This is a genomic window from Mesorhizobium sp. WSM4820 (genome assembly GCF_055811075.1).
On record NZ_JBVVQN010000004.1, the window covers coordinates 136,905 to 157,586 of the forward strand.

The 20,682-nt window shown below is 62.5% G+C and carries 20 protein-coding genes; 3 read left to right on the forward strand and 17 right to left on the reverse strand.

Features of this window, described 5'->3' with window-relative positions; translation table 11 throughout:
• Nucleotides 1-84: 84 nt before the first annotated feature.
• The 6 genes from clpA to AC0L2R_RS08725 form a co-directional block, all read right to left on the reverse strand.
• Nucleotides 85-2,484, reverse strand: a complete 2,400-nt coding sequence (gene clpA, locus AC0L2R_RS08700; protein ID WP_473508472.1) for an ATP-dependent Clp protease ATP-binding subunit ClpA — start codon at nt 2,482-2,484, stop codon at nt 85-87.
• Between the two features lie 6 nt (nt 2,485-2,490).
• Nucleotides 2,491-2,817, reverse strand: a complete 327-nt coding sequence (gene clpS / locus AC0L2R_RS08705; protein ID WP_023801212.1) for an ATP-dependent Clp protease adapter ClpS — start codon at nt 2,815-2,817, stop codon at nt 2,491-2,493.
• Between the two features lie 460 nt (nt 2,818-3,277).
• A complete protein-coding gene (locus AC0L2R_RS08710) occupies nt 3,278-4,999 on the reverse strand; it encodes an ABC transporter permease (protein ID WP_473508473.1) in 1,722 nt (573 codons plus the stop codon).
• Nucleotides 4,999-6,024, reverse strand: coding sequence for an extracellular solute-binding protein (locus AC0L2R_RS08715; protein ID WP_473508474.1), 1,026 nt, complete (start codon nt 6,022-6,024; stop codon nt 4,999-5,001). Before AC0L2R_RS08715 ends, AC0L2R_RS08710 begins: the two co-directional genes overlap by 1 nt.
• Before the next feature lie 114 nt (nt 6,025-6,138).
• Nucleotides 6,139-7,206 (reverse strand): ABC transporter ATP-binding protein, encoded by a 1,068-nt coding sequence (locus tag AC0L2R_RS08720; RefSeq protein ID WP_473508475.1) that lies wholly within the window; start codon nt 7,204-7,206, stop codon nt 6,139-6,141.
• Nucleotides 7,207-7,360: 154 nt separating this feature from the next.
• Nucleotides 7,361-7,690 carry a phasin family protein gene (locus AC0L2R_RS08725; RefSeq protein WP_473508476.1) on the reverse strand — a complete coding sequence of 110 codons (330 nt, stop codon included), beginning with the start codon at nt 7,688-7,690 and terminating at the stop codon, nt 7,361-7,363.
• 338 nt (nt 7,691-8,028) lie between these two features.
• Between AC0L2R_RS08725 and AC0L2R_RS08730 the strand changes: the two genes are divergently transcribed.
• A complete protein-coding gene (locus tag AC0L2R_RS08730) occupies nt 8,029-9,459 on the forward strand; it encodes a D-alanyl-D-alanine carboxypeptidase (protein ID WP_473508477.1) in 1,431 nt (476 codons plus the stop codon).
• 44 nt (nt 9,460-9,503) lie between these two features.
• On the opposite strand, the gene AC0L2R_RS08735 is transcribed toward AC0L2R_RS08730, so the two are convergent.
• The 4 genes from AC0L2R_RS08735 to AC0L2R_RS08750 form a co-directional block, all read right to left on the reverse strand.
• A complete protein-coding gene (locus AC0L2R_RS08735; protein ID WP_198032858.1) occupies nt 9,504-10,205 on the reverse strand; it encodes a DnaJ domain-containing protein in 702 nt (233 codons plus the stop codon).
• Nucleotides 10,202-10,933: a VWA domain-containing protein gene (locus AC0L2R_RS08740; protein ID WP_473508478.1), complete on the reverse strand. Its 732-nt coding sequence runs from the start codon at nt 10,931-10,933 to the stop codon at nt 10,202-10,204. The genes AC0L2R_RS08735 and AC0L2R_RS08740 overlap by 4 nt, the downstream gene beginning before the upstream one ends.
• A gap of 97 nt (nt 10,934-11,030) precedes the next feature.
• Nucleotides 11,031-11,468 carry a DUF1489 family protein gene (locus AC0L2R_RS08745; RefSeq protein ID WP_473508479.1) on the reverse strand — a complete coding sequence of 146 codons (438 nt, stop codon included), beginning with the start codon at nt 11,466-11,468 and terminating at the stop codon, nt 11,031-11,033.
• A gap of 122 nt (nt 11,469-11,590) precedes the next feature.
• On the reverse strand, nt 11,591-12,994 hold the full coding sequence (locus tag AC0L2R_RS08750) for an L-serine ammonia-lyase (RefSeq protein WP_473508480.1): 1,404 nt from the start codon (nt 12,992-12,994) through the stop codon (nt 11,591-11,593).
• Between the two features lie 159 nt (nt 12,995-13,153).
• Here AC0L2R_RS08750 and AC0L2R_RS08755 point away from each other — a divergent pair, with 159 nt between their 5' ends.
• Nucleotides 13,154-13,909: a DUF599 domain-containing protein gene (locus tag AC0L2R_RS08755; RefSeq protein WP_023801203.1), complete on the forward strand. Its 756-nt coding sequence runs from the start codon at nt 13,154-13,156 to the stop codon at nt 13,907-13,909.
• A 35-nt stretch (nt 13,910-13,944) separates the two neighbouring features.
• On the opposite strand, the gene AC0L2R_RS08760 is transcribed toward AC0L2R_RS08755, so the two are convergent.
• From AC0L2R_RS08760 to AC0L2R_RS08775, 4 genes are all read right to left on the reverse strand, one after another.
• Nucleotides 13,945-15,510, reverse strand: a complete 1,566-nt coding sequence (locus AC0L2R_RS08760) for an amidase (protein WP_473508481.1) — start codon at nt 15,508-15,510, stop codon at nt 13,945-13,947.
• Complete coding sequence (locus tag AC0L2R_RS08765) at nt 15,510-15,968, reverse strand: GNAT family N-acetyltransferase (RefSeq protein WP_023801201.1); 459 nt, start codon at nt 15,966-15,968, stop codon at nt 15,510-15,512. The genes AC0L2R_RS08760 and AC0L2R_RS08765 overlap by 1 nt, the downstream gene beginning before the upstream one ends.
• A 7-nt stretch (nt 15,969-15,975) precedes the next feature.
• The gene (gene gatC, locus AC0L2R_RS08770) at nt 15,976-16,263 is read right to left on the reverse strand and encodes an Asp-tRNA(Asn)/Glu-tRNA(Gln) amidotransferase subunit GatC (protein WP_128168140.1); all 288 of its coding nucleotides are present in this window, start codon (nt 16,261-16,263) and stop codon (nt 15,976-15,978) included.
• A gap of 163 nt (nt 16,264-16,426) precedes the next feature.
• Nucleotides 16,427-17,134 (reverse strand): metal-dependent hydrolase, encoded by a 708-nt coding sequence (locus AC0L2R_RS08775; RefSeq protein ID WP_473508482.1) that lies wholly within the window; start codon nt 17,132-17,134, stop codon nt 16,427-16,429.
• Nucleotides 17,135-17,234: 100 nt separating this feature from the next.
• Between AC0L2R_RS08775 and ruvX the strand changes: the two genes are divergently transcribed.
• Complete coding sequence (gene ruvX, locus AC0L2R_RS08780; protein WP_473508483.1) at nt 17,235-17,720, forward strand: Holliday junction resolvase RuvX; 486 nt, start codon at nt 17,235-17,237, stop codon at nt 17,718-17,720.
• Here the strand turns inward: ruvX and AC0L2R_RS08785 are convergent.
• From AC0L2R_RS08785 to AC0L2R_RS08795, 3 genes are all read right to left on the reverse strand, one after another.
• Nucleotides 17,687-18,028 carry a DUF6105 family protein gene (locus AC0L2R_RS08785; protein WP_473508484.1) on the reverse strand — a complete coding sequence of 114 codons (342 nt, stop codon included), beginning with the start codon at nt 18,026-18,028 and terminating at the stop codon, nt 17,687-17,689. The genes ruvX and AC0L2R_RS08785 overlap by 34 nt on opposite strands.
• Nucleotides 18,029-18,431: 403 nt before the next feature.
• Nucleotides 18,432-18,851 carry a UPF0158 family protein gene (locus AC0L2R_RS08790; protein ID WP_473508485.1) on the reverse strand — a complete coding sequence of 140 codons (420 nt, stop codon included), beginning with the start codon at nt 18,849-18,851 and terminating at the stop codon, nt 18,432-18,434.
• 156 nt (nt 18,852-19,007) lie between these two features.
• Nucleotides 19,008-20,636: a DNA alkylation response protein gene (locus AC0L2R_RS08795; RefSeq protein WP_023801194.1), complete on the reverse strand. Its 1,629-nt coding sequence runs from the start codon at nt 20,634-20,636 to the stop codon at nt 19,008-19,010.
• Nucleotides 20,637-20,682 lie beyond the last annotated feature (46 nt).

Below are 20,682 nucleotides of genomic sequence, written 5' to 3' on the forward strand. Positions count from 1 at the left end.
TTTTTCTTTTCGCGGCTACCACCTGGGGGGGGCGAGCGCCGCCCCCCGTGTGGTTTGGCCCCCACCTTCCCTGTCGGCCCCCCCCTACGCCCCCCCCGTTTTTGCGGGGCGCGGCTCCGCCCCCCCCGCTTTCCTGGGCTTCGGCGTGTCGTCCGGTTCTTCCTTCTTCGGCTTGACCGGCGCCTCGTCGGCGAGTGACTCGAGCTTGAGCCCGGTTTCTCCGGTCTCCTTCTTGTCGACGGTGACACGCACCGTGCCGCCCTTCTTGAGCTTGCCGAACAGCACCTCGTCGGCCAGCGGCTTCTTGATGTGCTCCTGGATGACGCGGCCGAGCGGCCGTGCTCCCATGCGCTCATCATAGCCCTTCTCGGCCAGCCAGGCGATCGCCTCCTGCGACAGGTCGAAGGTGACGCCACGCTCGGAGAGCTGGGCCTCGAGCTGCATGACGAACTTCTGCACCACCTGGTGGATGACCGGCACCGGCAGCGAGCCGAACGGGATGATCGCATCGAGACGGTTGCGGAACTCCGGCGTGAACAGCCGGTTGATCGCCTCGACATCGTCGCCTTCGCGCTTGGTCGAGCCGAAACCGATCGCCGCGCGCTGCGCATCCGAGGCGCCCGCATTGGTGGTCATGATCAGGATGACATTGCGGAAGTCGATCTGCTTGCCGTTGTGGTCGGTCAGCTTGCCATGGTCCATGACCTGCAACAGGATGTTGAACAGATCCGGATGCGCCTTCTCGACCTCGTCCAGCAACAGCACACAATGCGGATGCTGGTCGACGCCGTCGGTCAACAGGCCGCCCTGGTCGAAGCCGACATAGCCGGGAGGCGCACCGATCAGCCGTGAGACGGTGTGGCGTTCCATATATTCGGACATGTCAAAGCGGATCAGCTCGACACCGAGCGAGGCCGCGAGCTGCTTTGCCACTTCGGTCTTGCCAACGCCGGTCGGTCCCGAGAACAGGTAGGAGCCAATCGGCTTCTCCGGTTCGCGCAGGCCGGCCCGCGCCAGCTTGATCGCCGAGGTCAAAGCCGTGATCGCGGTGTCCTGACCGTAGACGACGCGCTTCAGCTCGATGTCGAGACCGGCCAGCACCTTCTCGTCGTCGGCGGAAACCGTCTTCGGCGGAATGCGGGCGATGGTGGCGATCGTCGCTTCGATCTCCTTGATGCCGATGGTCTTCTTGCGCTTGGCCTCCGGCACCAGCATTTGCGAGGCGCCGGTCTCGTCGATCACGTCGATCGCCTTGTCCGGCAGCTTGCGGTCGTTGATGTAGCGCGCCGACAGTTCGACCGAAGCCTTGATCGCCTCAGCCGTGTAGCGAACCTTGTGGAACTCCTCGAAATACGGCTTGAGACCCTTCATGATCTCGATGGCGTCCTCGATGGTCGGTTCGTTGACGTCGATCTTCTGGAAGCGCCGCACCAAGGCGCGGTCCTTCTCGAAGAACTGGCGGAACTCCTTGTAGGTGGTTGAGCCGATGCAGCGGATCGTTCCGGACGACAGCGCCGGCTTCAACAGGTTCGACGCATCCATGGCGCCGCCAGACGTCGCCCCTGCCCCGATCACGGTGTGGATCTCGTCGATGAACAGAACCGCGCCCGGATAATCCTCGAGCTCCTTGACGACCTGCTTCAGCCGCTCCTCGAAATCACCGCGATAGCGGGTGCCGGCCAGCAATGTCCCCATGTCGAGCGCGAAGATGGTGGCGTTGTGCAGCACTTCCGGCACGTCGCCCTCGACGATGCGCTTGGCGAGGCCCTCGGCGATCGCCGTCTTGCCGACGCCGGGGTCGCCGACGTAGAGCGGATTGTTCTTGGAACGGCGGCACAGCACCTGGATGGTGCGGTTGATCTCGGACTCGCGGCCGATCAGCGGATCGATCTTGCCGGCCTTGGCCTTGTTGTTCAGATTGACGCAATAGGCGGTCAGCGCGTCCTGCTGCTGCTTTTTCTTGCTGCTGTCCTCTTGCGGCTCGGCGCCGCTCTGGCCCTGCTCGTCATCGGCGCCACGCGGCGACCGCGTCTCGGATGCGCCGGGCCGCTTGGCGATGCCATGCGAGATGTAATTGACCGCGTCGTAGCGGGTCATCTGCTGTTCCTGCAGGAAATAGGCGGCATGGCTCTCGCGCTCGGCGAATATGGCAACGAGCACGTTGGCGCCGGAGACTTCCTCGCGGCCGGACGACTGCACATGGATCACCGCACGCTGGATGACCCGCTGGAAACCGGCCGTCGGCTTGGAATCCTCGTCGTAGCCGGTAACGAGATTGTCGAGCTCAGTATCGATGTAGGTGAGAACCGTATGCTTCAACTCGTCGAGATCGACGTTGCAGGCGCGCATGACCGCGGCCGCCTCGGTATCGTCGATGAGCGCGAGCAGCAAGTGTTCAAGGGTTGCGTATTCGTGGTGCCGCTCATTGGCGAGCGTCAGCGCCTGGTGAAGCGCCTTTTCCAGGCCTTGGGAGAAAGCCGGCATGTTACCTCACTTCTTCTCCATCACGCATTGCAGCGGATGCTGATTCTGTCGGGCGAAATCCATGACCTGAGACACTTTGGTCTCGGCCACCTCGAATGTATAGACCCCGCACTCGCCCACTCCATGATTGTGAACATGAAGCATGATGCGTGTGGCGGCTTCACGGTCCTTCTGGAAAAAACGCTCCAGCACGTGAACCACGAATTCCATGGGCGTGTAGTCGTCGTTGAGAATGAGGACCCGATATAAGCTAGGCTTCTTGGTCTTGGTTTTGGTGCGCGTGATGACGGCCGTGCCGCGACCGGTCTCGTTGCCGTCGCTGCCGTTTTGCATCCGCACCACATCTGTTGTGGCAGTCAAACCTGTCGTCACGTAACCCTGCCTTTTCGAATCCCCATGCGCGTTCGACATGTAGGTGTTCGATGAATGATTTTAAGCCCTTCTGTTTAGCTGACAATATGGCTAGGTGGCCAAACTTGACCGATTTTTCGAAATCGTGAAGGCAGCAGAGCCCCTGATTTCAAATTGAGGGCATCGCATCGAAAGTACGCTAGTCAGCGGCAAGGGAAAACGAAGCCTGAACTCTGTCATGCTGCCCACTGCTTCGGTCGATAGGTTGAGCGGTTTCCGACCCGTCGCTTTGGCGGCACGATCCGATAGGCGTGGAGCACTTACGATTTATCGTAGATGCGTCAGCTAACAAAACAACATGCATCTGAATAACGAACCTGGAGTCGCATGATCCCTTCAGACGCGCTTTAGGTGCCATCGAGACTGTTAAGGCCGGGCACACTCAGGATTTCCAGCGTCCAACACGAGCGAGAACAGCGACAGGCAAGATGCCGACGAGAACTATGGCAAGTGCCGCGATCGAGGCTTCCTCGTAGGTCCCGCGCGCGGCCTCGCCGTAGAGATGCGTCGCCAGGGTCTCGAAATTAAGCGGCCTCAACAGAAGCGTCGCCGGCAACTCCTTCATGCAATCGACAAACACGAGCAAGCCCGCAGCGACGAGCGACGGTTTCGAAAGCGGCAGATGAATATGCCGGAATGTGCCAGTCACATTCTGGCCGAGGCTGCGTGCGGCGTGATCGAACGAGCGCGGAATGCGGCTGAAGCCCGCCTCGACCGAACCGACCGCAATCGCCAGGAAGCGTGCGACATAGGCGTAGCCGAGCGCTGCTCCCGACCCGATCAGCAGCAGGCCGGTTGGCGCGCCCAGCCATGCGAGCGCGGTTCGGTCGATCATCTGATCGAGGGCCGCGACGGGCAACAATATTCCGATGGCCACCACGGTGCCGGGCATCGCATAGCCGACCGTGGAAATCCGCTGCAAAGCCGCCGTGACACGGCCGGGAAGCGAGCGCGCCGTATAGGCGATGACCACGCCGAAGAGCAGGATTGCGAGCGTAGCCATGGCCGACAAGGTGACGGTGTTGAGCGTTTCCGACAAGAGCCGGGGCGACAGTCCTGCGAAACGGACGCGCTTCCACGCCTCGACGGCAAGATAGCTCGCCGGGGCAATGAACCCGATGAACACCGGCAAAAGGCCGAGCGCAAAAACCATCAGGCCGGAAACGGTGCCGAGACGATGCGGTGTGAAACTCCGCGCCTTTTGTGCGCTCGACCAATAACGCTGACGACGGCGCGCCCAACGCTCTGTTGTGACGAGCGCGACCACCAATGACAGCATGGCGAGCGCAATCTGCGCCGCGCCCGGCAGGTCGGACCGCGTCACCCATGTCGTGTAGACCGAGACCGTCAGTGTCTTCACGCCCAGGAACTCAGAGGCACCGATGTCGTTCAGCGCCTCCATCAGCGCGAGGCTGACGCCGACAGCGATCGCCGGACGCGCCAGCGGCAGCGCAACGCGCCAGAAGACGCCGCCTTTGCCACTTCCAAGCGTGCGCGACACCTCGACCAGATTGGCCGCCTGGGTGAGAAACATCGCCCGCGTCGTCAGGTACACATAGGGATAGAGCACGAAGCCGAGCAGCACGATGCAGCCGGCCATCGACCGGATGTCGGGAAGGCGGAATTCGTGTGCGCTGGTGTAGCCAAGGGCCGCTCTGACCGCACCCTGGACCAAGCCGATCGGATGGAGAAGATCGAGATAGACGTAGGCGATTATGTAAGTAGGCACCGCGAGCGGGAGGAGCAGCGCCCATTCGAGAAACCTGCGGCCGGGAAAGTCATAGGCGGTGACAAGCCAGGCCGTCGAGGTGCCAAGAAGCGTGACGAGGACACCGACGCCGATGAGTAGCGCCGTGGTCTGCTGGAAGGCCTGTGGCAGCACATAGGCGAGGAGATGCGGCCAGAGCCCGCTCGATCCCCGCAGCGCCTGCCAGATAAGGGCGAGAACCGGAGTCGCCACCAGCACAGCGACAAGCACGGTCGCCATGAACCACAGTCGCCCGGACCAGTACCGGGCGACCTTCACAGTGGAGGCTCTTCGCAGGTCGACATCCGACATCGGGAGATCACCGGGCGCAGCACTGCCCACGCCCGGATCGCCCATCAGTTGTCGAAGCCGACCTTCTCGGCCAGTTCGCTTGCCTGCTTGCGATGCTTGACGATTTCCGTCATCGGCACGGGATCGACTTTCAACGCGCCGAACGAGGCGATGATCGGGTCGATCGGAGCGCCGGCCTTGACCGGGTATTCGAAATTTGCCTTGGCATAGAGTGTCTGGGCGTCGTCGGAGACCAGATATTCCAGCAGCTTGACCGCCTCACCCTTGTTCGGCGCATGCTTTGCGACGGCCGCGCCGCTGACGTTGACCTGCGTGCCGCCATCCTTGAACGTTGGCAGGACGACCTTGATCGCGTCGCCCCAGGCGACCTGCTCCTCACCGCCCTTGCCGGAGCGCATCAGTCCGACGTAGTAGGAATTGGCGATGCCTATCTGGCAAATGCCGCCGAGGATGTCCTTGGCCACATCGCGGTCGCCGCCGCCCGCCTTGCGGGCGAGATTCCCCTTGACGGCGGCAAGCCATGCTTCCGTCGCCTCGGCGCCGTTATGTGCGATGTAATCGGCGAAAAGAGCGGTGTTGTAGGGATGCTGGCCGGACCGGATGCAGACCTTGCCCTTCCATTTTGGATCGGACAGGTCCTCGTAGTTGAACGCGGCAAGATCGAGATCCTTGGCCGCGTAGAGTACGCGGGCCCGCATCGACAGAGCAAACCAGTTGTTGGCCGGGTCACGCAGGTTCTCCGGGACCGCGGCTTTCAGAACATCGGATACGACCGGCTGCGTCAGGCCTTTTTCGGCCAGGTCAGCGAGGTTGCCGACATCGACCGTCATGAGAATATCGGCAGGTGAGCTTTCCCCTTCCGAGGCCACACGCTCCGCCAGACCATCTTTCATGAAGACTGTATTGACCTTGACGCCGCTCGAGGCGGTGAAGGCGTCAAGCAGCGGCTGGATCAGCCCAGGCTCACGCGTGGTGTAGATGTTCAGTTCGGCCGCCATGGCGCTGGCCCCGCCAGCGAGGGCGAAGACGCCGCCCACCAGGGCGAGTCGCAATGTGGAAAGGCTCTTCATGAAGCGGTCCTCCATTAATTGATTGGTGCGGCCGGCATTGGTTGACAGCCAGGAATTGCTCGATCATATGTGACTAATTTAGTCAAGTTACTTTGCGGCCAGAGCGCTTGCGACTTATGCCGCAGCGAATATCAGGACGCCGCCTGGATCTACGGTCAGGTGGATCGGCTCACCCGGCTTTACATCGATCCGGCTGGTGGTGCGCAAGCGCAAGAGGTCAGCAACGCCCTCGATCCTGACCAGCAATTGTTCGATCTCACCCAGAAAAGAGCGGTTGACGACAAGCGCCGGCAGACCTTCGTCGGGACCTGAAAGGGAGACAGCCTGCGGGCGGATGCAGGCAAACGCCTTGCCGCCTTCCGGAAGATCGAGCCGGGCTGGAAAGGTGCCCAGCACCGTTTCGACCCGGCCATCGCGGTAGGTGCCCTCTACCCTGTTGCACGGGCACAGAAATTCGGCGGCGTAGAGTGAGTTGGGATGATCATAGATATCGTAGCCCGTCCCGACCTGCACAACCCGCCCCTCCTGCATCAGCACAACCCGGTCACCGACGGAAAGGGCCTCCTCCGGGTCGTGCGTGACGAGGATCGCCGTCGTCCCCAAGGCTCTCAACGTTGAAATGGTCTCCTCGCGCACCCGCTCCCGCAGGCCACGATCAAGGTTCGAGAAAGGCTCGTCCATCAGGAGAATGACGGGTTTTGGGGCAAGCGCCCGCGCCAGTGCGACTCGCTGCTGCTCGCCACCTGAAAGCGTGTGTGGATAACGGCCGGAAAGCGCCTGGATGCCGATTCGGGCGATCACCTCGGCCGCACGGGCGCTCGCCTCGCGCCGCGACAGCCGCTTGAGGCCGAAGGCCACGTTCTCCTCGACGGTCAGGTGCGGGAACAGGGCATAATCCTGGAACATGAATCCGATGTTGCGGTCTTCGGGCTCGACAAAGCTCTTCGCGCCCGCGATCTCAATGCCATTGAGCAGAATTCTTCCGCTGTCCGCAGTATCGACGCCTGCAATGATCCGCAAAAGCGAGGATTTGCCGCAACCGGACTGGCCGACCAGGCAGACGATCTCTCCAGGCGCAATCGAAAGCGAAACGTCATCCAGCGCCTGGGTGTCGCCGAAGCTTCGGCTGATGTGTTCCAGCGTTAGCGGAGCGCCGGCATCATTTATCGACCCATGCATCATTCGCCCTTAAGCTAAACCGACAAGCTGGCTCATTGCTGTTTAGATCAGCGTCGATCGGCTGGAAACTTGATTGCCATGAAAAAAACCCGGCCGCACGTTCGCGACCGGGTCCGTCTTGCTGGCCCAAGGGCCGTGTTCACATCTTGTAGCGAGATTATTTCGCCTTTGCGACGATCGATTCGAACGGCTTGTAGGCTTCCTTGGCGAGTTCGGCATAGAGGTCACCGATCTTGGTGGCTTCGGTGACGAAGGCTTCGTACGACTGCTTGGCAAAATCGGACTGGATCTCGATCGCCTTCTCCAGCGACTTGGCCGACAAAAGTTTCTCGGCTGCTGCGCTGCCGGCCTCGAAGCTTTTCTTGGTGTACTCGCCCGCCTCGGTGGCGATGGCCTGCGCGCCCTTGGAAAGGGATGCGAAGCTCTTCAAGCCGCTATCCGCAAACTCCTTGCCGTATTTGCTGAAATCTTCATAGGTCTGGGTCATTCACGCAATCCCTTGCCAGTTGTCCTTGAGCGGTGGACGCGGCCTTGTCCCGGGCCGCGTTGTGCAATGCAAGCAATATATTGTGCACTGCACAAAAGTCAAGTTTTTTACCGAGTGCAGGTTTCACCGGGTGCGGCCCCGGCCATCCGGCCAGCAAATCGGCGCAACCGTCGGGAAATGGCTAAGATTCGAATAAAGAAAAGCTCAAGCTCGAAGAAAATGGTGAACGCCGCGGTTACCATAAACGGATTGGTAACGCTGGCCGCGATAGCTTGGCTTGAAGTGAGGCAGGACCCCTTTGCCGCCTCCACCGCAACAAAAATTCAAAGGAACCATCGGTGCGTCAGGCGTTGTCGGGCATTCTCTCCAAATCCGCGTCCTCCTTGAAAACGATCATGATCCTCGCTTTGGCGATGACATTCGTCGTTGCCGGCGCTGCTTCGTCCCTGGCGGCAAGGTCGGCGGCCATCGTCATCGACGCCAAGACCGGCAAGGTGCTTTACTCCCAGAATGCCGATGGCCGACGCTATCCCGCCTCGCTCACCAAGATGATGACGCTTTACCTGGCCTTCGAGGCCATGGCGAACGGCAAGATCGGCAAGAACTCCCGCGTCGTCTTCTCGGCCAATGCTGCTGCCGAACCGCCGACCAAACTCGGCGTCAAACGGGGCGGCGCGATCACCGTCGAGACCGCGATCCTGTCGATGGTGACCAAGTCGGCAAACGACTCGGCAACCGCAATCGGCGAACTTCTCGGCGGCAATGAAGCCAATTTCGGCCACATGATGACGGCCAAGGCGCGGGCACTGGGCATGAAGGGGACCGTTTTCCGCAACGCCCACGGCTTGCCAAATCCTGGTCAGTTCACCACCGCGCGCGATATGGCGGTGCTCGGCATCGCGCTGCGGGAGCATTTTCCCCAGTATTACAGCTATTTCTCGCAGCGTTCCTTTCTCTACGGCCGCAGGCGCATCAACGGCCACAACCGGCTGCTTGGACGCATCAAGGGCGTCGACGGCATCAAGACTGGCTACACCCGCGCCTCCGGCTATAATCTCGTTTCCTCGGTCGATGACGGCGATCGCCGCATCGTCGCGGTGGTCATAGGCGGGAAATCCGGCGGCAGCCGCGACAACCAGATGGCCGCATTGATCAAAACCTACCTGCCGAAGGCGTCGTCGCGCGGCAGCGGCATGCTGATCGCCAAGGCCAGTGGTGGCAACCCGATCACCGCGCTGGCGAAAGTATTCCTGCCCAAGCGCGACGCGCCAACGCCGGACAGCAGGCCGGACGACGATGCGGCGTACAACGAGGCCCCGGACGGCGATGCCATTGCCTCTCTGGTGGAGGAAACCGAGCCCGTCGTTGAAGAAGCCACCCCCGTCGTGGAGACCAGGCCCGTCTCTCGGACCAAGAAGGTCGAAACCGTGGCCGCGGCCACGGCGGACGATGTGGCGACCGCACGGGTCGCAGCAGCCTATGGCGAACCGGCAAAGGTCGATCCCGTCAACACGGCATCGGTGCCGTCCGGCTGGGCAGTCCAGGTCGCCTCTTCGCCAAAACAGTCCGAAGCCCAGGCTCTCCTGGACGAGACGAGCAAACAGGCGCCGTCGGTCCTGGCCGATGCTGTGGGCTTCACCGTCGCCTTCGAGAAGGGCGGCGTCACCTACTACCGCGCCCGGTTCGGCTTTGGCTCGAAGACTGCCGCCTCGAAAGCCTGCAACGCCCTGAAGAAAAAGAAAATCGAGTGCTACGCCGTCCACCAGTAGGCGGCGTCGAAACATCTCCCGGAAGAATTCTGCGTCGAAGGAGACTAGTTGTGATTGGAGAGCAAGACGTCCTTGGCTTCGTTGATCCGCGCCGCCAGAAACGAAGTGCCGCCGAGATCGGGGTGCAGGCGCTGCATCAGGCGGCGGTGCGCCTTGCGGACATCCGCCGCGGCGGCCCCCGCTTCAAGACCAAGGATCTTGTAGGCCTCCTCCTTAGTCATGGCGCCCGAACCTGGCGAAACACCCAGCCCGTCGCCACCATTCGCCTCCGCGTCTTTGCGCCAGATGGGAAATCTGCCGTCAAGATACGTCTCTAGCAGCTGGCGGCTCTCCGGGTCGCCGGGGAGTTCGCGATAAAGCTGCTGCAATTCCGCAAGGCTCATCGTGCCTAGCATCTTGCCTTCATGGCGGCCGGCGAGCACGAGCCCCTCCAGATTGCCGGTATCGTGATCAAGCTCCATTTCGAGGGCCGCGGTGCGCACCGTCGAATACTTGCCCGGCTCCAGTTTCGCCGTTGGCCGCTTCATCCGCATCGAGCCATACCAGGCGAGCGCCGTCGACAGGATCAAGCCGCCGATGCCTGCGCGTCCAACCAGAAGCGCGGCGACGCCGATCAGCGCCAGCAGGACAGGCCCAAGCGTCCTCATCCAGCTTGCGAGTTTCGCGGGGTCGGAGCGCAGAAACACCATGGCCACGCCGAGCAGCACCAAAAGCAACGCCACGAATGCGATAGTCGCGCCCATCATTTCCTGCCGCTCCGCAGATGCTCGATCATCAGCCGGTCTTCCGGCCTGCCCCTGGCCTCCAGAGCCTTCAGCCCGCCCGTCGCAAACACCGCAACCGCCGATAGCAGGCTGGCCAAGGTTGCGGCGGCCCGCCGATCAAATCGGAACCAGGCGCCTTTGGACAGCCGCGCAATATCCTTGAACGCCTTTTCCGCGCCGGCATCATGGCCCTCCTGAAAGACGAAGACAGGAACGCCGTGCAGGCCGAGGCTGCCGGCCTTTTCCGCCAGATCGTCGATATTTTCCTCCATCGCGTCGCCGATATAGACCAGCGCGTTGACCTTGGCCGCCGCCGTCTGTTTCAGCGCATGGGCGAGCACCTTGCCGATCTGGGTGTGGCCGCTGCGGCATTCGATCCGCGTCATCAGCTGCTTCAGCGCGTTCGTATCGGTGACGAATGCGGATGAGCGGCACTCGCCAAAACCGCGAAAATAGACCAGTTGGACCTTGAGCGCCCCGGCCTTGCCGACGGCGTCGAACATCTCGCCCTGCAGCGCACAGGCGAGATCCCAAGTCGGCTGGCGGCTCATGGTCGCGTCGAGGGAAAGGATCAGCCTGCCAGTACCGGTCGCGGACGCAGCCAGCGTCCTTGCCTGACGGATAAACGCGTCGATCTCGCCGGTGCTCGATTGGGATTCGACCGGCGCAGGATTGGCCTTTGCGGGCACGGGCTGCTTCTTGTCGCTCATAACATTCAAGATGTGGCGTTGTCGCACAGCTTGCAAGCCCAGCATGAGGCTATCTGGAGGGCCGGCGATCACCGCAGCTTTGAATTTTGGGGCCTTCCTAGAGAAGGCCGAGATCGGCAAGCTCGCGCCTGAGTTTCGGCGGCATTTCGACCAATCCCGCTTTGCCCTTGGAGAGATCGGCCGGTGCGTCCGACGGTTTCAAATAGCGCCAGCCTTGAAAGGCGCGGCGCGGCTGCCATTCAGTCGGCACGACCGCGGGATCGAGGATCAGGTGACAGCGGCCGATACCCTCGTCATCGGTGAAAGGACGGATTTCGGTGATCAACTGGCGGCACTGCACGTTGCCCTTGATTACCCAGTAGAGGGAACCGCCATCGGTGACCTCGGCGCTGCGCGTCGGCGTCATGCGGGTGGTGTGGTAGTGCTCGACCGGTTCACCGGTACGCCGCCGTTCGTCGAGGCGGAACGCGATCCACTCTTCGAGATCTTCGACGCTGTCGCAGCCAACGCAGAGCTTTATGAGATTGAGGGACATGGATCAAGGTTTAGTCCGGCGCGCGAAGGCGTCAACTGGCCCAATCGACTTTCTCCACAGTGCCGACTTTCTCCACAGTGCCTCTGTTCTCCACGGCGCCAATCCACAGTGCAAGGTTTGGCTCAGCATTCCACGATATTGACGGCCAGTCCGCCGAGGCTGGTTTCCTTGTATTTCTCGTTCATGTCGAGGCCGGTCTGGCGCATGGTCTCGATCGCGGCATCGAGCGGCACGAAATGAACGCCGTCGCCCTTGATGGCCAGCGACGCGGCAGTCACCGCCTTGACGGCGCCGAGCGCGTTGCGCTCGATGCAAGGCACCTGCACCAGCCCGCCGACCGGATCGCAGGTCATGCCGAGATGATGCTCAAGCGCGATCTCGGCGGCGTTCTCGACCTGCTCAGGCGTGCCGCCCATCACGGCGCACAGCCCCGCTGCCGCCATCGCCGAGGCCGAACCGACCTCGCCCTGGCAGCCGACCTCGGCGCCCGAGATCGAAGCGTTGGTCTTGATGATGCCGCCGACCGCTGCTGCGGTCAGCAGGAAATCGCGGATGCTTGGCTGGTCGGCCTCGGGATGGAAATGCAGCCAGTAGCGCAGCACCGCCGGCAGCGTGCCTGCAGCACCATTGGTCGGCGCGGTGACGACGCGCCCGCCGGCGGCGTTCTCCTCGTTCACCGCCATGGCATAGATCGACAGCCAGTCGTTGGCGAGCAGCGGATTGGGCCGGTTCTGCCGCCACTGCTCCTGCAGCTTGTCATGCAATTGTCGCGCGCGTCGGCGCACCTTCAGGCCGCCCGGCATGATGCCGTCCTGCGACAGGCCGCGCTCGATGCAGCTCTTCATGGCGCTCCAGATGCCGTCGAGGCCGGCGTCGAGTTCTTCACGCGACATCTGCGTCTCTTCGTTGACGCGCTTCATGTCGGCGATGGAAAGACCGCTTTTCGCGGCCATCGACAGCATCTCGACAGCATTCTTGAAGGGGTATGGAACCTTCTTGCCTTCGCTCGTCACCGAGCCCTTCGCCTTCATCCGCTGCAGTTCTTCTTCGGAAACCACGAAGCCGCCGCCAATCGAATAGTAGATGCGCTTGAGCAGCAGGCGGTCGTCGGCATCATAGGCGGAGAAAGCCATGCCGTTGGCGTGGCCGGAAAGCGGCGTCTTGCGATCCAGCACCAGATCCGTGGCCGGGTCGAAGCGATAAGACGGATGGCCGGGCGGCGAAATCCGCTTCTCGGAGGCGATACGGTCGACGATGCTGTCGGCCTGATCGGGGTCTACCGTCTGCGGCGTCTGGCCGGCAAGCCCGAGCACGACGGCGCGATCTGAACCATGGCCGATGCCGGTATAGGCAAGCGAGCCGTGCAGGCTGGCGGCGATGCGGTCGACCTTGGCGCCGACCGGGCGTGGCCAGTCATCTCCCGCGACCTCGTCGAGAAAACGCCGCGCAGCCGTCATCGGTCCCATCGTGTGCGAACTCGATGGTCCAATGCCGATCTTGAACAGGTCGAAAACCGAAAGGAACACGCGTCGCTCTCCTATTGGAATTTACATATAGGAATTCCTGTGATGTTTCCGCTCTTTCGAAGATTGCGGCGCTGCACCTGCCGACCTTGTTTGCTCCGGCAGCGACATCGTTGCGTTCCGCCATCGAAGCGCCGCCACCGCTTGTGGTAAGAGGGTTGCATGGGCGATTCCTTCCATTTGTCGACGGCAGACCTCGTTGCGCTTGCCTTCTTCGTTTTCGTGTGGGTGCTGCATACGCTCGCCTCCGACGGAAAGCTGGTCAGGCGCATGTCGCTGACGACGGCGATGAACGTCCAGCGTCAAGCCTGGATGCGGAACATGGCCGAACGCGAGGTCCGCATTGTCGACACCGCCATCATGGCCGGCCTTCAACAGGGAACCGCCTTCTTCGCCTCCAGTTCGCTGATTGCGATCGGCGGCTGTTTTGCCCTGCTCGGCGCCTCCGATCAGGTTGTTTCGGTGCTGAGCGACCTGCCGCTCGGCGCGACGTCGTCCCGCTCCGCCTTTCAGATGAAGGTGTTCGGATTGGTGCTGATCCTTGCCTATTCCTTTTTCAAGTTCGGCTGGGCCTACCGGCTGTTCAACTATTGCTCGATTCTGATCGGTGCGGTGCCGATCCCGCACGGCGAGGCTTCACGCAACCCGGTCAGCGAGACGGCGGTATGGCGGGCGGCGCGCATGAACATGCTGGCCGGAAAACATTTCAATTCCGGCATGCGCGGCGTGTTCTTCTCGATCGGCTATCTCGGCTGGTTCGTCGACCCAAAAGTATTCGTGCTGTCGACGCTGCTGTTGCTGGCGGTTCTGGTGCGTCGCCAGTTCTTCTCGGCGGCACGGCAAGCCGTGATCGGTCAGCCGCCCGAGCCGACACCCGGTCCGGGAAAAAGCCGATCGATGCGGCCCGACAGCCGGTAGGCGACGCCCCTCACCCCTTCAGGTGGGAAACGACACTACCACCACTTTTCCGGCTGGAACGTACCCGCAGCCTGTTCGATGACATGGGCGGTCTGGAACAAGGTTTCCTCGTCGAACGGCCGGCCGATGAGCTGCAGGCCGAGCGGCAGGCCCTTGGCGTCGAGCCCTGCTGGCACGGCGATGCCCGGCAGTCCGGCCATGTTCACGGTAACCGTGAAGATGTCGTTGAGGTACATCTTGACTGGGTCGGCGGCCATGTCCTCGTCGGCGATGCCGAAGGCCGCCGACGGCGTCGCCGGCGTCAGGATGACGTCGACGCCGGCAGTGAATGCATTTTCGAAATCCCGCTTGATGAGGTTGCGCACCTTCTGCGCCTGCAGATAGTAGGCGTCGTAGTAGCCGGCGGAGAGCACATAGGTGCCGATCATGATGCGGCGCTTGACCTCGCGGCCGAAGCCGGCGGCGCGGGTCTTCTCGTACATGTCGACGATGTCCTTGCCCGGCACGCGCAACCCGTAGCGGACGCCGTCATAGCGAGCTAGGTTCGACGAGGCTTCGGCGGGCGCGACGATGTAATAGGCCGGCAACGCATATTTGGTATGCGGAAGCGAAATGTCGACGATCTCGGCGCCGGCATCTTTCAGCCAGGCAATGCCCTTCTGCCACAGCGCCTCGATCTCGTCGGGCATGCCGTCGACGCGGTATTCCCTGGGGATGCCGACCTTCATGCCCTTGATCGGCTTGCCGATCGCCGCCTCGTAATCCGGCACCGGGCGGTCGACCGAGGTGGTGTCCTTCGGATCGACCGAGGCCATGGATTTCAACAGAATCGCGGCGTCACGCACATCGCGGGCGATCGGACCGGCCTGGTCGAGCGACGAAGCGAAGGCGACGATGCCCCAGCGCGAGCAGCGGCCGTAGGTCGCCTTGATGCCGACCGTGCCGGTGAAGGCGGCGGGCTGGCGGATCGAGCCGCCGGTGTCGGTGGCGGTGGCACCGGCACACAGGAACGCCGAAACGGCGGAGGCCGAGCCACCCGACGAGCCGCCCGGCACGAGCTGGGCGTTGTCCAGCGTGCGCGCGGTTCTGGTGCCGCCAGCCGAGACAAAGCCGCCATCGCCCTGATGCGTGGTCGGCATCACCATCGTGTCGACGCGCGAACGCCGCCATGGATTGACGACCGGGCCGTAGTAGGAGCTCTCGTTGGACGAGCCCATGGCGAACTCGTCCATGTTGAGCTTGCCGAGCATGACGGCGCCGTCGGCCCACAGATTGGCGGTGACGGTCGATTCGTAGTGCGGCTTGAAGCCGTCCAGCACATGGCTGCAGGCCTGGGTGTGGATGCCTTCGGTGCCGAACAGGTCCTTGACGCCGAGCGGAATGCCTTCGAGAGACCCGCCCTCGCCCTTCGCAAGCTTTGCGTCCGAGGCCTTGGCCATGTCGCGCGCCTTGTCATCGGTTACGACGACATAGGCATTGAGCGCCGGATTGGCCCGCTCGATTGCCTGGAGATAGGCTTCGGTGATCTCGGTTGCGGTGATTTCCCGGGCGCGCAGCTTGGCGCGGGCCTGCGAAATCGTCAGGTGGGTCAGGTCGCTCATCAGGCAAGGCTCTTTTCGTAAAACACCGACCACCCGGAATCGGGATAGTCCAGCACCGGGCCGCAGCGCGAAAATCCGGCGCGTTCATAGACGGTCCACGCAGCCGGATGGCGGTCGCCGGTTTCCAGCACCAGACGTTTCAGTCCTTCATTGCGCGCCAGCGCCTCGATTCGCTCGACGATCCCGGCGCCGATCTTCTGCCCGCGATGCGAAGGCCGCGTGTACATGCGCTTGACCTCGCCGACGGCGCCGTCATGGCGTTTCAGCGCGCCGCAGCCGATGGCGAGGCCGTTGTCGCGAGCGATGAAGACAGTCGTGTCGTTGTCGGCCATCTGCTCGACGGTCATGTGGGAGCAGTGCTCCGGCGGCGTCAGTTCCAGCAGCGTGTCGTTGAGCTCCTTGACCAGCCCGCGCACGTCGTCCTGCAGCGGCGTTTCGATGGCGATCTCGATTGCCATCGGCGCGCTACTCCACGACCTTCGGAACGAGGAAGAAATTCTCTTCGGTGGCCGGTGCGTTGGCGACGATGTCGGCCGCCTTGCTGCCGTCGGTGACGACGTCCGGGCGCTTCTTCATCTCCATCGGAATGACCGACGTCATCGGCTCGACGCCGGCGACGTCGACCTCGTTCAACTGCTCGACAAAGCCGAGAATGGCGTTCAACTCGCCGGTCATGCGCTCGGCATCCGCCTCGCTCACCGCAATGCGGGCGAGACGCGCGACGCGCTTCACTGTCTGCAGATCAACGGACATATTTGCTTGTGCCTCGGGAAAACCAGTCCGCGCTATAGCGGCGCGGCGCGTGCCGCGCAACATGCATCGTGCCGAGAACCGGCCCGGAAGGTCGATGGCAGCGCAACGCCGTCGCAGCGAACAGCAGCGCCTTTGGCATGCTCTACAAGGTGCATAGTCTACTCTACAAGGTGATTGTCCCGCCGATCTCCGGCAACGCCACCTTCACGCCGGAACCCTCCAACCCCGCGACGAACTTGTCGGCGGTCTGGTCGATGATCGGAAACGTGCCGAAGTGACTGGGAATGACCGTCTCGAACTGAAAGAAGCGCCGGCAGGCAAGGGCTGCCACCGCGCCGCCCATGGTGAAGCGGTCGCCGATCGGCACGATGCCGATCTTCGGCTCGTGCAATTCGTTGATCAGCGCCATGTCGGTAAAGATGTCGGTGTCGCCCATATGATAGAGCGTCTTGTCTTCCTGAAAATGCAGCACCAGCCCGCCGGGGTTGCCGAGATAGGTGTTCTGGCCCTTGTCGCCCGGGAACGACGAGGAATGCAGCGCCTGGACGAAGGTGGTGGTGAAGCCGCCGCAATCGATCGTGCCGCCGATATTGCCCGGATTGACCTTCTTGTCGCTGACGCCCTTGCCGACCAGATACATGCAGATCTCGAAATTGGCGACCAGCATGGCGCCGCTTTTCCCGAGCACTTCAAGCGCACCGCTGATGTGGTCGCTGTGGCCGTGGGTCAACAGAACATGCGTGACCCCTTCCGCCGGCTCTTCCCAACCGCCCGTCCACGACGGATTGCCGATCAGATAGGGATCGATGAGGATTTTCGCCTCGGCGGTTTCGACGCGAAACGCGGAATGTCCGTACCAGGTCAGTTTCATGGATGCCTTCCTCGATTTTTGCTTCGCCAAAGGATAGAACGCCGGCAGTGAAATTAAAGTCCCACAGCGTCCTTTGCGGCGTATGGTTCGAGGAAAGCCGTTGAGCATCATCACCATCGAGGAGTTGCCGGCGCGGCTCGGCGACGGCAAGACGCTGGCCGGGCTCGACCTTGGCGACAAGACGATTGGCGTGGCGGTTTCCGACCGGGGCTTTGCCTTCGCCCACCCGCGTCCCGTCATCATGCGCAGGAAATTCTCGCTGGATGCCGCAGTGCTGCTCGCCTTGCTGCAGAAAGAGAATGTCGGGGCCGTGGTGCTCGGCCTGCCGGTCAACATGGACGGGTCGGAAGGCCCGCGCGCCCAGAAATCCCGCGCCTTCGCCCGTAACATGGCTGGTGTGACCGACCTGCCCTTCGTCTTATGGGACGAGCGGCTGTCGACGGTGGCGGCCGAGCGGACGCTGATCGAGATGGATTTTTCGCGCCGCAAACGCGCCGGCAAGATCGATTCGGCCGCGGCGGCCTTTATTCTGCAGGGCGCGCTCGACCGGCTTCAGGCGCTCGGCGTCGACGCCTGGTCGAAATAGCGGTCGCGCATTATCCTGATCCAGCCACCGATCACCCGGCGTCGGCGAAACGCCCAAAACGCCATGAGCAGCAGGCTGTCGAGGATGCAGGCCTTTGCCACCATGCCCGGAATGAGCGCCGGATCGATGCCAAGCATCTCACCATAGAGCTGGAAGACGAGGTCATGCAATTGGCGGCTCAGCATGACGTAGCCGAAATTGATGTCGTTGAACGACAGGAAGAACCAGCCCCAGAACAGGGCGAGCGGCGTCGCCCATAGCGCGAACAAGGTGCGCATCAGCGGTCCCTCAAGTTCGTGTCCGGCCACAAGTTCGTGTCCAGGAGGCCTGAAATGCGCGAGAGCGCCGCGTTGTGCGCCGCCGCCTTCGCCATCAAGGAGCTCAATATATGCCGCATAGCGTTCCTGCTTCCGTAGACAGGACAGTGGGCTTTGCGGCCTGCCGCTGCAATGGAAACCATTTGTTAAGGTTAACGGTCATCCACAGCGGCGCTGGATTCGTTCTTACCTTCTCCCCCTTGTGGGAGAAGGTGGATCGGCGCGCAGCGCCGAGACGGATGAGGGGTGCTGGAAGAAATGAGGCGTGGGCGTTCCCTGGAACACCCCTCATCCGGCCGCTTCGCGGCCACCTTCTCCCACAAGGGGAGAAGGGAGAACCGCGCTTGCCCTCATCAGCATCGCGCTGGATTCCTTCTTACCTTCTCCCTCAACTTCAGCTGCTGACCTTGATGTCGTTATCCGCGCACCAGGTCTTCAACGCTTCTTCCGTGGCTTTTTGCTCGAAGTCGTACCATCGATCAACGGCGCCCCTGTGCTCCAAAAGATCCTTGAATCGGGCATAGGCACCCGCCCGGCTGAAGATCTCCCGAACCTTGTCGTAATCGTCGGGCAGGTGGTGGCGCGCGAAGGACAGCACCAGCGGTTTGCCGAGATCGAGTTCGCGCTTGTCCGGAATGGCGATGTATCTTTCGCTGTCCTCGAGGTCGTCAGGCAGTTCTTCGACATCGTCCACCCATTCCGAATGCCAGTAGATCTTGCCTGTTTCCATGCACAGATAGGCCTCATTTTCGCCGGCTCCGCCGGAGTTCACGAATTCGAACGCATCCAGAAGCTCGCTGAAATTGACTGCCATTGCCATCTCGCTGCGCATGAGCCTGTCGTCGCCGTATACAACAACCCTATCTAATCGGGCGCGAACGTGGGAGTTCCCAAAGTCTCAGATTATTTGCGCCGCGCTCGCAATCAACTAGCGGCGCGACAGACGACGAGAAACCTTGCCGAAGTCGCTTCAGGTGACCGGGGGGTAGAGCGTGTCGATGATCATACGCGCGTCATGGCGCGAATCGAGCATGCCATAGGTGTTGCGCCACTGGCCGGCGAGGCGCGTCTCGACGAAGGCGTCGGCGATCCGCCCTGCCCCCAGCCTGCGAAGCTCCGCCGCCGCCGCCGACAGCGCCAGTTGCTCGGTGAGCAGACGGGCCGAGCCCTCATCGGTTGCCGCGACCTGCATGGCTGCCTTGAGCACACCGACGGTGCCGCGCCCGCCGGCGCCGAGATCGCGATCGATGCCGGCCAGCACCTCCTCGAACAGGCCGGGTGCACGCCCCAGCACGCGCAGCACATCGAGCGCCATGACATTGCCCGATCCCTCCCAGATCGCGTTGACCGGAGCTTCGCGATAGTAGCGGGCGAGCGGCGCCTCCTCGACATAGCCATTGCCGCCGAGGCACTCCATCGCCTCATAGAGCAGCGGCGGTGCGATCTTGCAGACCCAGTATTTGACGACCGGCGTCATGGCGCGCGCAAAAGCCGCCTCGCCGCGATCGCCGGCCGCCTCGTCGAACGAGCGCGCCAGTCGGAATGACAGCGCGGTGGCGGCGGCGACGTCGAGCGCCATGTCGGCCAGCACGCGCTGCATCAGCGGCTGCTCGATCAGATTGGTTCCAAACACCTGGCGGTGACGGGTGTGGTGGACGGCTTCGGCCAGCCCGGCTCGCATGATCGCCGACGAGGCGATCGCGCAGTCGAGCCGGGTTAGCGTCACCATATCCATGATCGTCTTGACGCCTGCCCCGGGCTCGCCGACCATCTCGCCGATGGCATTGACGAACTCGACTTCGGACGAGGCGTTGGAGCGGTTGCCAAGCTTGTCCTTCAGCCGCTGGAAGCGGAAGCCGTTGCCCGAGCCATCGCCGAGAATGCGCGGAACGAGAAAGCACGAAAGTCCTTCCGGCGCCTGTCCAAGCACCAGGAATGCATCCGACATCGGCGCCGACATGAACCATTTGTGGCCGGTCAGCCGATAGAAGCTGCTGCCGGCGCGCTCGGCCCTGGTGACGTTGGCGCGGACGTCGGTGCCGCCCTGCTTCTCGGTCATGCCCATGCCGAGCGTCAGCCCGGCTTTTTCCACCGGCGGCTTCTGGCTCTGGTCGTATTTGCGTGTCGTCACCCGCGGCGCCCATTCGCGAAACAGTTTTGGGCTTGCCATCAGCGCTGCCAGCGATGCGCTGGTCATGGTGATGGGACAGAGATGCCCGGTTTCGAGTTGGGCAGTCAGGTAGAAACGGGCGGCGCGCACCTGATGGCGGCGGCCGATCTCGGCATCGCCATTTTCCCAGACCGACGAATGCAGCCCATTCGCCACCGACCGGCGCATCAGCGCATGATAGGCTGGATGGAACTCGACCAGATCGATGCGCCGGCCCTGGCGGTCGTGGGTCCTGAGCTTCGGCGTCTCGACATTGGCGAGGCGAGCCAGTTCCTGCGCCTCCTGCGTCAGCACGAAACGGCCAAGCCCATCGATATCCTTGCGCACGGGATCGGAAAAACGCTCGGCAAGCTGGATCAGCAACGGATCGCCTCGCCAGGCGTTGCCGCCTGCCAGCGGCGGCGGCTGGTTCGTCACGTCGTCGGTCACACACTGTCCTTATCATCACAAGGCCACGAATCCGAAGCCATCAGCT